A 13,914-nucleotide genomic window follows, 5' to 3' on the forward strand; every position below is an offset into this window, starting at 1 on the left:
AGCTGATGGAACGCACACAGGTTCTCGAACTGATGAGCACGCTGAAGCTCTATGGAATGCGCAGCGCCTACGACGAGGTCATGGGCAACGGCATCAAACGGCAGCACGAACCGCCGCGCATTGTCGGTGATCTCTTGCAGTCGGAGATCGCCGAGAAGCAGGCCCGCTCCATTCGCTACCAACTCAGCATCGCCAAGCTGCCCCTCGCTAAGGACATCGACGATTTCGACTTCACCGATACGCCGGTCAATGAATCCCTGGTGCGGGAGCTGGCTACCGGCACCTTCGTCGCCGATCAGCGTAACGTCGTCCTCGTCGGCGGCACGGGAACCGGAAAGAGCCATCTCGCCATCGCGATTGCCCGTGCACTGATCCGCAACGGAACACGCGGGCGCTTCTTCAACGTCGTCGATCTGGTCAATCGGCTGGAAACGGAAACGCGCAGCGGCAAGCAAGGGCGGACGGCCGACTATCTCAATCGTCTCGACTTCATCATCCTCGACGAACTCGGATACCTGCCATTTGCCCTGGCCGGCGGCCAACTCCTATTCCATCTGATCAGCAGGCTCTACGAGCGCACGTCGATCATTGTCACCACGAACCTGGCGTTCGGTGAATGGCCGACGGTGTTCGGCGATGCCAAGATGACGACGGCACTTCTCGACCGCCTGACGCACCATTGTGAGATCGTCGAGACCGGAAACGAATCCTGGCGCTTCAAGAACCGCTCTCAAAGCTAAAGCCGAAGAGCCCCATCACCCGCACTTGGCCTACCCTCTGCAACCCCGGCCAGCGCCGGGCAGGCCAAGCGCTGATCTACAGCACAGGGGGGTCAAAATTGGATAAGCAAAAGGGGTCAATGTTCGGTGCTGATTGACAGCCCGGAGGTACCATTCGTGCGGTCGGCGCGGCAGAAGATTGGCTTCACTTCCCGGCAGCGGAGCAGTATCCTAATGGCGCCGATGCTCACTCGCCTCTATGTGCCTCTACGTACCATGGCGATGGTCCTAGATGCGCAGGCGTTTCTGACCCGGAAGTGTCCGTGACAAAAAAGACGAGGTATCGAAAAGACGCGCGTTCTTGGCAATCAGTGCGCAACCTCCCGGCGTTTTTCGAGGGGCTGCCTCTAAGGAGGTATGCAATGACACTCGCCACATCAACAGGGTTGCTGATCGCACTTGGGGCGATCTCCGTCTGCACTATCGTTCGAACCGACGCCCATCAAGCGAAGAGCGGCTGGACCTATCCTCCGGCGTGCTGCAAGGCCCACGGTTTGAGTGGAGATTGTCAGTCCATTCCGACTCAGAACATTCGTAAAGGGCCCCGCGGTTTTTCCGTCTTACTGCATGCGGGCGACCACCACCTCGCGACAGAGCCGCACCTTTTCTTCATTCCGTATGGGGACGAAATCCCTTCGGGAGATGGCCGGTATCATATCTGCCTTCATCCGACGGAAAACGACGTGAACTGCTTCTTCTCGCCGCCTGACAGTACCTAACTACATTTGCCAACTTGGCCACCGCTAGCTTCTCCACCCGTATCACTGGCGCTGAATCAGTGCGCATTCTCCATTTCAAATTGGTTCTGAATTAGTTAATGGCTATGGGCCAAGTGCGGGTGTAGGGATCCCGACTTTAGCTTTGAAGCGGTTTTCGAAGCGCCAGGAACTCTTTCCCAATTTCTACAATGGTGAGTCAACCAATCAAGCAGTGCTGTCGTCATCTTGGCATCACCGAACGCCGACGGGGCGTTCACCGAAGGCCATGTTCGCCGGTGACGAGGATCGAGGTGCGCTCGTAAAGCCTGCGGATAAGATGGAACAGGAGCGGGCCTCCGTCCTTCGCGAACGGCAGATAGCCGATCTCATCGAGGGTGATGAAGTCGAGGCGTGTGAGGTAAGTCGACTATCCGCCTTGCTTGTCGTTCCAACCGGTTGACCAGATCGATGACATTGAAGAAACGGCCGCGCATCAAGTCCATGAAGCGATCTATAGAGTCTGATCTGCCAGCCCCTACGCGGCGTCTCCTCATCTCCCAATCGTAACACCTTTCATCCTATAAAGCTAAGATCTGGAAATGCAGGGACATACAACCGCACTGGCTCCTGATCCTTCCACCTCAGAAGGGACCGTGATTTCGCCCGGGTCGGCCTTACGCCACTTCGATCGACCGAAGGAAAGCAACGGTTCGGCCGAACATCCAAAATGGCATCGAACGCTTAGACGCCTTCTGAACATCGGGGCGAGCGCTGTTGTGCCCTGGGTCAGACGTGGCAAGAAGCGTTGACGTTTGAGCAACCCTTTGAAGGTGGAGATCCCGGGTTATTCACCTGGTGGATCAATGCCATACAAACAATTAATTTTACGAAGCCGTGGGATGTTATTAAACACCTCGACTATGAATTGGGGATACCATGATGTTGCTCCACCGGAGAGCAGCCGAGGGCTAGGTCACAGACCTGGCCGATAAATGGAGACGAATATGGCCAACGTGGAAATGCAGAACGCACTCTCGTCTGCCAATCAAGTGCGGAGACATAGCTCTGGGTCCTTTCTTCGCCTACTGCAAGAGCCTCGTCGCATTACACCGAATACCAGCCATAACCCGTTCGGGTCGCCACAAAAGCTGAACAACCACTAATCGAACTTCCCAATCCTTGGGTTCTCAAAAGTGAACGGAGCTGTGGGTATGCGAGATGGGGTGTTACTCGCCGCGAAGTCATACAGGGAATATGAAGGATCCAATATCATTTCAGCGTGAGCATTATGTTCAGCTCATCGGCGTCAGCATCGGTTTCAGAGCCAACGGCTTTACGAAGAGAACCGCAAGGATGTTAAGTATGGGTGAGGTAGTGAGCCTGGCGCTTTCGGAGCGGGGCTTTCGATCACCCTTTCGAAATTAACTTCGCACTTTTCAGGGCCCGGGCGGGTAAAAATGGAAGGTTTTGGCAAAGGGAATTAGAACGGAGAAATATATACTGGTAAATGTTTCCGAACGAAGCTCTTTGCCATTCCATATGCGTGAGTATCGGTACGGCTACGCAGATAAATCCATTGATGAAACTGTAGACTGCATTCTTGGAGCAGCCACCCGATTGTGGATGCGAGAGCCGTCGCCAGCAATCGCATGCTCGCAGCGGTAGATGAAGCGGGTGGCGTCCTAGTCTAGGGGGTGAAAGCTGAGCAGGTTCAATAAACTCGAAGCCCCAACATTTATAGGCTCTGGATGTGCGGCCTCCAATCCTGCCAGACCCTCCAACCACCTAGCGCAACGGGCTTCGGATAGATTTTCCGGCGCCGCCGTAACCATTAGATAATTCAGTGCAAACTTAAGACGGGCGAATAATTCCTGGCGAAAGACATCGGGGCCACCCTCCGGTTCTGGCCACCGAAAACTCGCCGCCAAACTTGGAGACATTCAGATGACAAACTCTCTTCCCGCAAAGCTGATGGTTGGCATTTTCGACCATTTGGACGAAGACGGCAGAGAGATTGCGCGCCAATATGAAGATCGGATGAAATTGGCAGAGGTTTGCGATCGCCTTGGCTTTTTTGGATATCACGTCGCAGAGCACCACTGTACCCCCCATGGTAGGGGACCTTCGCCGAATCTATTTCTAGCAGGCGTAGCTCAGCGCACGCAGCATCTTCGTCTCGGTCCGTTGGTTATGCTGTTGAACCTTTATCATCCGCTACGTGCGTTTGAAGAAATTTGCATGCTGGATCATCTGAGTGGTGGCAGGCTCGAGTTGGGCATGGGACGCGGCTCCTTACCAATCGAATGGGGCTTTTTCGGTATTGAGGAGGAGGTGGCGACATCGCGCTATCTCGAAGCCAGCGAGATCGTCATCCAAGCGATGAAGGGAGGAGCTCAAGCTCTTTCCTACAAAGGCGATCACTTTGAACTAGACAAAGTCCCGTTGATGTTGAGGCCACACCAACGTCCTCAGCCTCCGACATGGATTACAACCAGTCGTCCTGAGGTTGCGCGCTGGGCGGCTGAGAACGATACAAATCTTGCCTGCGGGGGCCCTGCTTCGACTGTTCGCCAGATCACTGATGCCTACCGAGCACACGAGAGACATACCGCCGGGGGCAGGAAACGGGCGCCATTCCTTGGGTTGGTCCGAATGGTGGTGGCCGGCAGCACGACGAAGCATGCCATTTCGCTCGCGGCCCCGGCTTATCAACGGTGGCTTCGGAGCTTTAAGTTTCTGTACGAGATAAACGGGATACAGACTCCTCAGAACCTCCCGCCAGATTTTGATGCAGCAGTAGACTGTCAGTTGTGCGTAGTTGGTACTGCGGCGTCAGTTAGGCAAGATCTTCTCGATCATGTCGAGGAAGCAGGTGCTAATTATCTTCTTTGCCAGCTGGCGTTTGGCGATTTGCCATTGGAGGCTTCCTATTACACTGCAACGAGCGTTCACTCTGGAGTTATGGCTTAATCTGGACTGGCCTCAGGTTGCTTTCCGAGCACAGAGATTAAGTCTCTGTGTCCGCGCCCTCAAATCGGTTGAGGAGCGCCAAGGCGAATTCAGCCATCGCCGTAGGAACAACCGTTGTGGAAGGGCTGCATTATTGGATAGTTAAAAGATATGCGATTCAAGGGCCTCGATCTAAATCTCCTTGTCGCGCTCGATGCACTAATGATTGAGCGCAACCTTACTGCGGCGGCACGTAGCATTAATCTGAGCCAGCCCGCAATGAGTGCAGCCGTCCGCCGGCTCCGCTCCTATTTCCGCGATGAACTTTTTACGATGCGTGGTCGTGAATTTGTTCCAACGCCGCGTGCGGAAGACCTCGCGCCTGCGATTCGTGAGGCTTTACAGCATATTCGTCTCAATATCATTTCCTGGGACAAATTTACTCCTGATCAATCAGATCGTCATTTCAGAGTAAGTTTGTGCGATTTCGTTACAGTTGTTCTTTTTCAGAAGATACTGGAGCGTCTTGCGCGGGAGGCACCCGGCATTAGCTTTGACTTGCTGCCGCTTACTGACAATCCAGACGAGCTCTTGCGACGCGGCGACGTAGACTTCCTTATTAGCCCACCGTTATTCATGTCGAGCGCGCATCCTAAGATAGATCTATTTCAGGAACGACTGACTTGCGTCGGCTGCAGTAATAACAAACAACTTGAGGAAGCCCTTACTGCAGAGGAGTATTCATCAATGGGGCACGCGGTAGTTAGGTTCGGTCGGACGCAGCAGCCTACCATAGAAGATTGCTTCTTGCAGGAGCATGGCCTCAAGAGGCGGGTCGAAGTCGTTGTTTCAAGCTTTAGCATGATCCCCGCCGCCCTGATGGGCACTGATCGCATCGCAACCATTCCGTTACGATTAGTTGGGCTTTTTGAGGACAAGATACCGTTGCGGATGACTGCGCCCCCGATAACGCTGCCGACATTCACCGAGGCGGTCCAATGGCCGGTACTTCACGACAAAGATCCGGCAAATATCTGGATGCGAGATATAATGGTTCAGGAGGCAGCGCGATTGCCGTGACCATCTTGAAACCTAGGAAGCTGGGTTGCATTGGAATCGATCGACCCGCGACGTGCCCGATTAGCTGAAGACGGCACCACCTGTGACTGACCCGCAGGCCATTTTATCGACGAAGCTGAGCGCCACGTCCGTCGCCGGTCGGCCGGCCTTCGGACGATTGGTGGTGAGCGTCCGGTGAGCGGATTTTGGTTAGGTGTGGGATTGGCGCAAGTTACGACACAGATGATTCATTTGTGACGTAACAGGGTATGAATGGCCAAGGTTGAGATCCTGACGGGTGCCGAGCGACAACGTCGATGGTCGACGGAACTGAAGCTTTCGATATTGCAAGAAGCGTTCAGCGCGGATGGCACCGTTTCGGATGTGGCGCGCCGGCACGACGTTCTTCCGCAGCAGATTTACGCCTGGCGAAAGAAGCTCTTGCCACCCGAATCTCCCCAGACCGCATCGTTCATCCCGGTATCGCTTATCGGAGCGTCGGAGTGCGTGAGTGAAGGCTCTAAGAGGAGCAGTGCTCGGCCGAGATGCAAAGACGTTGAAATCGTCCTGAGGAATGGCCGCTTACTGAGAATTGCAGCGGACATGGATCTCGAAGTGCTATCGTCACTGGTCGCTTGTGTGGAGGCGGCATGATCGGGCCTTCGGGGAATGTGCGGGTTTATCTGGCCTGCGGGGTGACCGACATGCGGCGTGGCATTGATGGACTGTCCGCGCTTGTCGAGACGGCTATCAAGGAGGTGCCGGGCTCCGGCGCAATCTTCGGCTTCCGCGGAAAACGCGCTGATCGGATCAAACTTTTATGGTGGGATGGCCAAGGGTTCTGCCTGTTTTACAACGATCGGCGTTCATACTACACCTCTTTCCTCGCCAGTTGATGTTTTTGGCTCAGTTTGCGTTTCTCGATACGCAGCAGCGCGATTCTTGAGGGGTTCCATCGGCTGCATTGCTTTTGCGGCAGGTCTCCATCGGCGATTTCGTACAGGCTATAGTGCCCGTTATAGGCATGTCTGGTGATGAGGCCAAATTTGGCCCATCTGGCGACGGTTTGCTCGCTGATATTGAGATGCGCTGCCGCTTCCTGTCTTGTCAGCATTCCCCGCTGTCGCAGTCGATCATATCGTGATCGCAGCTTATATTCGTGGATGAGATAGGCGACTTTGAGGGGTGTAAAGCGGGCGTCCTGGCAGCCGCGACGTGCGGTTCCACCTGGGCGATGTCCCTGCTCGTTTAGAATCTCGGCGATCTCGGGATAAATGTAATCGTCGAGAAGCCTATCGACCAGTTCAATGATACTGGGCTTTGTCTTGATCTGCTGAGGAGAGGATTTTGGGTTCATGGTGGTGAGCGTCTGGATTTTGCCGCCCTTGAAGCGAACGTGAAGCTTGGTGGTTCCTTCCGCTGGCAGCTTTAAGAGAGTGACATCCTCAATGATGTGGGCCAGTAATCGCTTGCGTTCGCGGCTTAGGGTATCCGGCTCTTTCCAGAGCTGGTTGAAGTCGGCCGTCATCGCGACTAACCGTTCGTGGACAGCTTTATCGAGGATGAATTGATCGTGCTCTCGGCCACGTTCGCGCTCTTCGCGGGCACTGGCCAGCGTGCGAAGCTTCTCGTTCCATTCACCTTCGAGCGTGTCGGCGACGAGGCGGTTACTAGGATCGACAAGCATGAAGCGGCGCTGAGCGAGCTCGGCTTCCGTTTGGGCGCGTTCGATTGCGCGACAGCGCAGCCGGTCTGCTTCTTCATGCCGGGCTTGGATCTCCTTGCGGACTTCGAGAGCGAGTTCGACGGCCGCCGGCGTCATTTGCTCGGCAATCAGCATACCGATGGCTTCATCGACGGGAGGCCCGGCGATCGACTGACACATAGGCTCCCCACGATAAATGCGGGCACGATTACAAATGTACCAGGCTTCCTGCCGGCCACGCCGCGCCGCATAGCGAACCCTAAGATGGCTGCCGCACTGCCCACATACGGCCCGGCCTTGCAGCAGTGCCGGTCCCTCCCTTGGGATTGAAGCTCGTGCCGCTTCAAATCCACGGCCATTCGCCTTGAGGATCTTCAGATTCTCCTGATGTCGCTCCCAGCTGATATAGCCGGGATGAGCATCGGGAATGCAGGCCGGCCAGTCATCAATGTCGCGCGCACGCAGAGTCTTTTTGCCGTCGATGGTGCGTCGAAACTGTCGTCGGCCATAGGTATAGGCGCCAGCGTAGCGCGGATTGTTCAGGACACGCATCGCCGTCGATGCGGTCAGCGGCCGAAACAGCGTGCCGCCGTTGTGTAGGCGCGATGGAAACAATAGGCCTTCATTGCGAAAGACCTTGACGGTCTGGGAGGCGGACCCGAGGCGAGAGAACATCTCAAAGAAATGAATGATCGTTTCTCTGACTTGCATGTCTGGATCGAGCGTCACATTGCCGAAATGGTCATAGACCAACCCAGTCGGCAGGAGGCAACGAAACTCGCCGCGCCGCACCTTGTTGAGAATGCCGCCGCGTAGCCGGGCTTTGATCACATGCAGTTCGGCCTCACTCATTGTTCCCTTGAGGCCGAGCAGGAGCCGGTCGTTGAAACTTGCCGGATCATAGACGCCGTCCTCGTCGAGGATCAGGGTGTCGGCAAGGGCGCAAATCTCCAGCAGACGCTGCCAGTCGGCATTGTTGCGCGCCAGACGCGAGACCTCCAGGCCCATGACGATCCCGGCATGTCCCATGCCGACGTCGCTGACCAGCCGCTGAAACCCCTCGCGCCACACCGCCGATGCACCGGACTCTCCTTGATCGTTGTCGATGACGATAATCTGCTCGTCGCGCCAGCCGAGGGCGACAGCGCGTCCCCGAAGCGCATATTGCCGCCTGGCGCTCTCGACGTTCTCGACGACTTGCCGCATGGAAGACTGGCGGATGTAGAGGTAGGCGCCACGTTCGAGGTGATGAGGCTGGACTTTGAGATGTACATTCATGGTGACCTCCGATCGTTGGTGCTCATAGCGATTGTCGCAAGGACGTGAACGACGGCGCTGTGTCCGCCGCGCAGCGGCCAAGCCATTGACGATGGGTAATTCTGCTCTGGCGGGGTGACTGCTGTTGCGGTCAGCGCCTGAGCCCATCCCCACATGCCCCGGCGCAGAAAGAGCATCAGGCCGCTACGGGCCATAAGTGGCAGCGCTGCGCCGAAGGCGGCCTTGCGCAATACCTCGTACTGGGACGCGATGGTCGACGGTTGGGTCGGGCATGCCGCCGTCGCGGCAATGTTTACGTGTCGCTTTTTTTAGAACCCGCTCGATCGATCTGGGATGAAGCTCGATATCGAGTTCCTGGCGGAGCAGCTTGGCCAGTTCCCGGGCGCGAACGGGTTCTCCTGGGGCGGTCTGCGCCTGCAGAAATGCCAGGACTTTGTCGTCGATCTTGTGGGGACCGCGGGGGCCCGGCTTTGTCGGCACCAGTCCGGCAATCCCGGCCATGTCGAAGTTCACCTTGGCCTGGTAATAGGTTGGCCTGGAAACACCGTACTCGTCGGAGGCCTCCGTCACCGACACCTTGTCGATGGACACGCGACGCAGCATCTCGTATTTGACCTGCACGGCGTCGTGCGGATCGAAGAACTCGCTGCCCCGAAACTTTGGATCGCGCACCTTCTCGGGGGTGGGATTGAACGTGCCCTCTTCGATGAGGACATCCATCTTTGTGCGCTTGCTCTCGTACTTCGCAGACATCAATGGCTCCGAGGACATGAAGCGGCGTTAGCGTAATGCTAATTATGCCGCATTCTGCTACCTCGTCAAGGCGATGTTTATGGTCTATCTGACGCGATATCTCGTATTTGCAGGCGTACCATCTCATAAAAACGACCTCTTGCGGCATAATCCACTTTACAGATGCGACATATTTACCTTTACACTTCAGCGCGTCAGCGCGGGCTCGATTTGCTCGAAAGGCGCTCCACCAGAGTGGCCAACTCCATTAAGTCGACAATCCGCAAGAGCAATCGTCCGTTGCTCATGACGACTTCGGGATCCAGGCTCACAAGATCAGTCCATTGCGGAGGAACCGACCAAACAGTGGCGTCCTCGGTCTGCAGCAAAAGGCGTTCACCATGCCGGTTGTAGCGCTTGCCGATGCACGGCAACTGTCGTGGGAATAAAGGATGAAACGGATGCGTTACCCGCACTAACTGCGTATCTGCGTTGGCAGTGGCTGCATTCTGTTGTGAGGTACAAAATTTTGGAACGCGGATACTTTCCCTGGCCGACAGCGAAAGATGGGGTTGCGCATCTGACGCAAGCTCAGTTGTCGATGCTTGTTGAGGGGATCGACTGGCGCCGACCTGCGTGGACTTCCGCTCCCGGTCGAACGGGTTAAAAGCTATATTTTGCAAGGACATCCGGAGCATAATGCTAGCGCTTCCGGCGCAAATCGGCTACGTATGCGGGTATGGAAATAACGCCGCTGGACAGTCAGGAGGAGCTATCTGTTTTGCGCGCGCTCGTCGCTGAACAGGCGGCGAAACTTGAGCGCCAAGAAGCCGAAGTCAGCAAGCGAGACTCCATTATCGGGCTCCTGCGCGCGCAGTTGGATTTGCTCCGCCATCGGCAGCATGGCGCTTCTTCGGAAAAGATCGACCGGAAGATCGAGCAATTCGAACTGATGCTGGAGGAGATCGAAGCCGCCCGCGCCGAGGCTGAGATGCGCTCCGGGAAAGCTCCTTTGCCGGAGTTGGACGACGCGCCGGACAAGCCGAAGCGTAAACCATTGCCCGATGGTCTTCCAACCGAAGAACTGGTCTATGCAGCACCCTGCAGTTGTCCGACTTGTGGTGGCACATCGTTCCTGAAGGCCGCCGACAGGGTGATCCAGGTGATGGAGCACGTGCCGGCGTCCATCAAGATTGTCCGCCACGTCGAAAAGCGCATGATCTGCAGGGACTGCGATACGACGGTGGCAGGCGAAATGCCGACCCTGCCGATCGAGCGCGGCAAGCCCGGACCGGGGTTGCTGGCCCATATCATGGTCGCCAAATTCGACGATCACATCCCGCTCTACCGTCTATCCGAGATGTACGACCGGCTGGGGATAGATATCTCCCGATCCGTGATGGCCGACTGGGTCGGCCGCGTGTCAGTTCTGCTGGCTCCTCTCATCTTGCTGATCAGAGCCCATATCGCGGCGGTCGACCGAATACATACGGACGATACCCCGGTCGATGTTCTCGACCCTGGGCGAGGAAAGACAAAAACCGGGCGGGTCTGGGTCTATGTCTTCGATGGCAGCGGCTATCAAGATCCCACTCCAAGAGCCATTGCCTACTACTATAGCCCCGACCGCAAGGGCGCGCATCCAGCCGACCATCTCGCAAACTTCAGCGGCGTGATGCACGCGGATGGCTATGGTGGCTATAAGAAGCTTTACGGCAACCAGATCGTCGAGGCCGCCTGCATGGCCCATGTGCGCCGCAAGTTCCACGATGTGATCAAGCTGAAGCCATCTCCAATCGCTGACGAAGCGCTCTCGCGCATCGGTGCGCTCTACGATATCGAGGATCGTATCCGCGGCATGCCGGCTGACGAGCGGCGTACACTGCGCCAGCAACACGCCAGGCCCCTTCTGGCAGACTTCAAGAGCTGGATCGAGGAAAAGCTGCAGGCGGTACCACAGAAGCAGAAGCTGGCTGAAGCGATGCGATATGCCCTCTCGCGATGGGCAGCGTTGAGCGTTTACATCGACGATGGCCGTGTCGAAATCGATAACAACATAGCTGAGCGAGCCATGCGTCCGCTTGGAATCGGAAGAAAAAATTGGCTCTTCGCCGGGTCAGACAAGGGCGGTGAGCGCATCGCCAACATTCTGACTATCATCGAGACTGCCAAACTCCATGGCCACAATCCGGAGGTCTATCTCACAGACGTCCTGACCCGGATCCCGAGCCATCCCAAGGATCGGCTCCAGGAACTGCTGCCGTGGCAGTGGGTGCCGGCGAAAGACCGATACGAGGCTGCGTGATGGCACGCTCGAGGTTCATCTACACGCTCAAAGAAGTCGCCGTCATGATCGGCGAGAACCTTGAACTACTCGAGGAAGTCACCGCCAACTCGGACAATATCGCCGAGGGCGAATTGGTATATGTCCGCGATGGCAGTGAAGATGGCACAAAAGGCCTGACCGAAAATGGAATTGACGACCTTCGAGATCTCCTGGCCGACATACGGACGTGGGATGGTGGAATCCGCCAGTTCCTCGTCGATGAACAATGCGATCCCGAGGTGATCGAGCGCGTCATGGCAGATGAGCTAATCCGCAAGTCCTAAACCGTGCCTCGTTGACGCAAAAAATGCATTCGCCGGACGCTTACGACGATTGCGCGACCTGCGGTCTAGCACCTTCGGCGGCAAAGCGAAGGGTGCTGGGGGACCACAATTGCTGGTATTGTTCGTTTCTGATGGTTCTTGGTTTTTGGTGGCATCTCCTAAGCTCGGACGCTGCTCCTACGTAAGCAGGGACGGAGGCCTCGGGAATGTGGCCAATGTTCGCGTTTAACCGCTTCACAGGCGATTGGATCGCCGAATTCTAAACTAGTTTATGATAGCAGCCTTTCTAACCGCGGCTTCCTCAGCGATCCAATGCGAGCGCCCCACTGTGAATTTTCATGCGTTTGGGCTCTGAAACGCCTGTTTAGTGGGTGCAGTATCATGACTTCGGCGTCGGCCGCGAATTCTCCGCGTTAGTTGAACTTGTTCGGATTCGGCAGATCGTACTCAAGCAGGAACCTCCGTCAGGAACCGGATTATTGCAGCGAGCCATGTATTTTAAGTGCGTTGGAGGAAATCATATGGGAAGCTTCCTCAACCAATATCTCCCTAAACCAGATGCTCCCTGGATCGGCATTATGTAGCGCTGGCCATTGAACAGCTTCGGTGAAGACGGGAAGCGGTAACGGAAGGTTGATGATCCGCAAAGGAAAAGTACTTTCGTAATGCTCGACTAAGCGAAGCGGTAGGTTAGCTATGCGTTTCGTGCCACGCAGGACTGATGGTATTAAGCTAAACCCTTGCACGACGACCTCCACCCGCCTCTGAATCCCATTCTCGAGCAAGAACCAGCCCTCGACCGATGGCTTCAAAAAGCGCCCAAACGCGGCAGCGACGTGTCCCATGGAAACATATTGCTCGATCGTCAGCGCTGAAGGTAGGTCCACATTTGTCGAACAGGCTACGCATACAAATTTCTCTGTGAACAGCTTTGCGCTCGGGTGTGCGCCCGAGAGAAAAAATTCAGGCAGTATGAGGAAATCGACGTCACCGCGGCTAAGCATTTCGTACGGATCACTATCTAAAGGCAGCAACTCGAAGCTGACTCCGGGCGCTTCTCGAGCAACGCGCTCAATGATTTTATTGAAGTATATCAGCATCATGAAATCGGACAGAACTATTCTAAAGCATCTGTCAGACTTCGACGGGTTAAATGGCTCCCAAGAGATGATTGAGCATTGTACTTGCAAGAGAGTTTCGCGCACTGCCGAGGCAAGTCCTTCGGCGCGTGGCGTCAGCCGAAGTTCTCGACCATTCATTGTAAACAATTCGTCGCGGAAATAGTCCCGCAGCCTGCCAATGGCGGCACTCATGGCTGGCTGACTTAGATTGATACTACGTGCGGCAGCCGTTAGGTTGCGCTCGGTCGTGAGCGCGTCCAGTGCAACGAGCAGGTTTAGATCAAGGCCCTTGAAACGCATCTTTAGTCACATCCAAACAACGGATATTTTATATCCAAACAATCAAGTTTTCCAGTACAGAACCTTCCAGCCTAGCTCCAATGAAGGTTCGTCGATGATCTATTAAGTAGCGTGCATAGTTACGATAGACGTTATAGTTGCAGATAGTCTAATTTAAGTATGGAAAGGCGCCTTAGCAATAGGCGATGTGGAGCGGCGTCACCGAGCGACATAACATTCGCTAGTGAACGGAATGGGCGGAAGTAGGTTCATCATATCGCGATACCGGAGAGGCTTTGCCGTACGCTGGCTATCGACTGGCGGGCTCCTTCTATTTGGAAGCATGTTCAAGATATGGTGGCGTTGACCTGCCACTGAGAATTTGATCTGAACCCTTCAAACTGGACCAATTTTGGTTAGAGTTTTCCGGTGCATTTTCCTGGCTGGGAAAGGACCAGAAGACGATGGAAGCATCGCAGTTTTCGGACGCTCAGAAGGCGTTCATTCTGAAGCAAGGTGATGAAGGCGTGTCGGTTGCTGAAATCTGCAGGAAGGCGGGGATCAGCCAGGCGACTTATTTCAACTGGAAGAAAAAATACGCGGGCATGCTGCCACCGGAGATGAAGAGGCTGAAACAGCTCGAGGACGAGAATTCGCGCCTGAAGAAGATCGTCGCGGATCTAAGAGTCGAACTCGAAAAGGTT

At 55.5% G+C, this 13,914-nt stretch carries 12 protein-coding genes and 3 pseudogenes; 10 read left to right on the forward strand and 5 right to left on the reverse strand.

What is annotated here, in order from left to right:
- Positions 1 to 5: 5 nt before the first annotated feature.
- Positions 6 to 740, forward strand: coding sequence for an IS21-like element helper ATPase IstB (istB, locus tag MF410_RS32535; protein ID WP_017996675.1), 735 nt, complete (start codon positions 6 to 8; stop codon positions 738 to 740).
- A gap of 401 nt (positions 741 to 1,141) precedes the next feature.
- Positions 1,142 to 1,498, forward strand: a complete 357-nt coding sequence (locus MF410_RS32540; RefSeq protein ID WP_096772349.1) for a hypothetical protein — start codon at positions 1,142 to 1,144, stop codon at positions 1,496 to 1,498.
- A gap of 102 nt (positions 1,499 to 1,600) precedes the next feature.
- Here MF410_RS32540 and MF410_RS32545 read toward each other — a convergent pair.
- Positions 1,601 to 1,968: pseudogene (locus MF410_RS32545) on the reverse strand (ATP-binding protein); the annotation flags it as partial.
- A 1,453-nt stretch (positions 1,969 to 3,421) separates the two neighbouring features.
- On the opposite strand from MF410_RS32545, the gene MF410_RS32550 reads away from it, so the two are divergent.
- From MF410_RS32550 to tnpB (MF410_RS32565), 4 genes are all read left to right on the forward strand, one after another.
- Positions 3,422 to 4,447 (forward strand): LLM class flavin-dependent oxidoreductase, encoded by a 1,026-nt coding sequence (locus MF410_RS32550; RefSeq protein WP_096772348.1) that lies wholly within the window; start codon positions 3,422 to 3,424, stop codon positions 4,445 to 4,447.
- A 150-nt stretch (positions 4,448 to 4,597) separates the two neighbouring features.
- Positions 4,598 to 5,506, forward strand: coding sequence for a transcriptional regulator NodD3 (nodD3, locus tag MF410_RS32555; protein ID WP_096772347.1), 909 nt, complete (start codon positions 4,598 to 4,600; stop codon positions 5,504 to 5,506).
- A gap of 252 nt (positions 5,507 to 5,758) precedes the next feature.
- Positions 5,759 to 6,139 (forward strand): transposase, encoded by a 381-nt coding sequence (locus MF410_RS32560; protein ID WP_096772384.1) that lies wholly within the window; start codon positions 5,759 to 5,761, stop codon positions 6,137 to 6,139.
- Complete coding sequence (gene tnpB / locus MF410_RS32565; RefSeq protein ID WP_239621140.1) at positions 6,136 to 6,381, forward strand: IS66 family insertion sequence element accessory protein TnpB; 246 nt, start codon at positions 6,136 to 6,138, stop codon at positions 6,379 to 6,381. The genes MF410_RS32560 and tnpB (MF410_RS32565) overlap by 4 nt, the downstream gene beginning before the upstream one ends.
- On the opposite strand, the gene MF410_RS32570 is transcribed toward tnpB (MF410_RS32565), so the two are convergent.
- The 3 genes from MF410_RS32570 to MF410_RS32580 form a co-directional block, all read right to left on the reverse strand.
- A complete protein-coding gene (locus MF410_RS32570; RefSeq protein ID WP_239619765.1) occupies positions 6,357 to 8,468 on the reverse strand; it encodes a recombinase family protein in 2,112 nt (703 codons plus the stop codon). The genes tnpB (MF410_RS32565) and MF410_RS32570 overlap by 25 nt on opposite strands.
- Before the next feature lie 183 nt (positions 8,469 to 8,651).
- Positions 8,652 to 9,221 (reverse strand): helix-turn-helix domain-containing protein, encoded by a 570-nt coding sequence (locus MF410_RS32575; protein WP_239619764.1) that lies wholly within the window; start codon positions 9,219 to 9,221, stop codon positions 8,652 to 8,654.
- A gap of 194 nt (positions 9,222 to 9,415) precedes the next feature.
- Positions 9,416 to 9,676 carry a DUF5372 family protein gene (locus MF410_RS32580; protein WP_239621142.1) on the reverse strand — a complete coding sequence of 87 codons (261 nt, stop codon included), beginning with the start codon at positions 9,674 to 9,676 and terminating at the stop codon, positions 9,416 to 9,418.
- A gap of 47 nt (positions 9,677 to 9,723) precedes the next feature.
- On the opposite strand from MF410_RS32580, the pseudogene tnpB (MF410_RS32585) reads away from it, so the two are divergent.
- The 3 genes and pseudogenes from tnpB (MF410_RS32585) to MF410_RS32595 all read left to right on the forward strand — a co-directional run.
- A pseudogene (gene tnpB / locus MF410_RS32585) lies at positions 9,724 to 9,867 on the forward strand (IS66 family insertion sequence element accessory protein TnpB); the annotation flags it as partial.
- A gap of 72 nt (positions 9,868 to 9,939) precedes the next feature.
- Positions 9,940 to 11,505, forward strand: a complete 1,566-nt coding sequence (locus tag MF410_RS32590; RefSeq protein WP_096772372.1) for an IS66 family transposase — start codon at positions 9,940 to 9,942, stop codon at positions 11,503 to 11,505.
- On the forward strand, positions 11,505 to 11,810 hold the full coding sequence (locus MF410_RS32595) for a hypothetical protein (RefSeq protein WP_096772371.1): 306 nt from the start codon (positions 11,505 to 11,507) through the stop codon (positions 11,808 to 11,810). The genes MF410_RS32590 and MF410_RS32595 overlap by 1 nt, the downstream gene beginning before the upstream one ends.
- A gap of 476 nt (positions 11,811 to 12,286) precedes the next feature.
- Here the strand turns inward: MF410_RS32595 and nodD2 are convergent, their stop codons facing one another.
- Complete coding sequence (gene nodD2, locus MF410_RS32600) at positions 12,287 to 13,231, reverse strand: transcriptional regulator NodD2 (protein ID WP_096772353.1); 945 nt, start codon at positions 13,229 to 13,231, stop codon at positions 12,287 to 12,289.
- 443 nt (positions 13,232 to 13,674) lie between these two features.
- On the opposite strand from nodD2, the pseudogene MF410_RS32605 reads away from it, so the two are divergent.
- Positions 13,675 to 13,902: pseudogene (locus MF410_RS32605) on the forward strand (transposase); the annotation flags it as partial.
- Between the last annotated feature and the right edge of the window lie 12 nt (positions 13,903 to 13,914).

Source organism: Rhizobium sp. C104 (genome assembly GCF_022354505.1).
GTDB classification, from domain to species: domain Bacteria; phylum Pseudomonadota; class Alphaproteobacteria; order Rhizobiales; family Rhizobiaceae; genus Rhizobium; species Rhizobium redzepovicii.

Coding starts and splice junctions, on each gene's coding strand:
- istB (WP_017996675.1), top strand. CDS start 6: ATGGAACGCACACAGGTTCTCGAACTGATGAGCACGCTGAAGCTCTAT.
- MF410_RS32540 (WP_096772349.1), top strand. CDS start 1,142: ATGACACTCGCCACATCAACAGGGTTGCTGATCGCACTTGGGGCGATC.
- MF410_RS32550 (WP_096772348.1), top strand. CDS start 3,422: ATGACAAACTCTCTTCCCGCAAAGCTGATGGTTGGCATTTTCGACCAT.
- nodD3 (WP_096772347.1), top strand. CDS start 4,598: ATGCGATTCAAGGGCCTCGATCTAAATCTCCTTGTCGCGCTCGATGCA.
- MF410_RS32560 (WP_096772384.1), top strand. CDS start 5,759: ATGGCCAAGGTTGAGATCCTGACGGGTGCCGAGCGACAACGTCGATGG.
- tnpB (WP_239621140.1), top strand. CDS start 6,136: ATGATCGGGCCTTCGGGGAATGTGCGGGTTTATCTGGCCTGCGGGGTG.
- MF410_RS32570 (WP_239619765.1), bottom strand. CDS start 8,468: ATGAATGTACATCTCAAAGTCCAGCCTCATCACCTCGAACGTGGCGCC.
- MF410_RS32575 (WP_239619764.1), bottom strand. CDS start 9,221: ATGTCTGCGAAGTACGAGAGCAAGCGCACAAAGATGGATGTCCTCATC.
- MF410_RS32590 (WP_096772372.1), top strand. CDS start 9,940: ATGGAAATAACGCCGCTGGACAGTCAGGAGGAGCTATCTGTTTTGCGC.
- MF410_RS32595 (WP_096772371.1), top strand. CDS start 11,505: ATGGCACGCTCGAGGTTCATCTACACGCTCAAAGAAGTCGCCGTCATG.
- nodD2 (WP_096772353.1), bottom strand. CDS start 13,231: ATGCGTTTCAAGGGCCTTGATCTAAACCTGCTCGTTGCACTGGACGCG.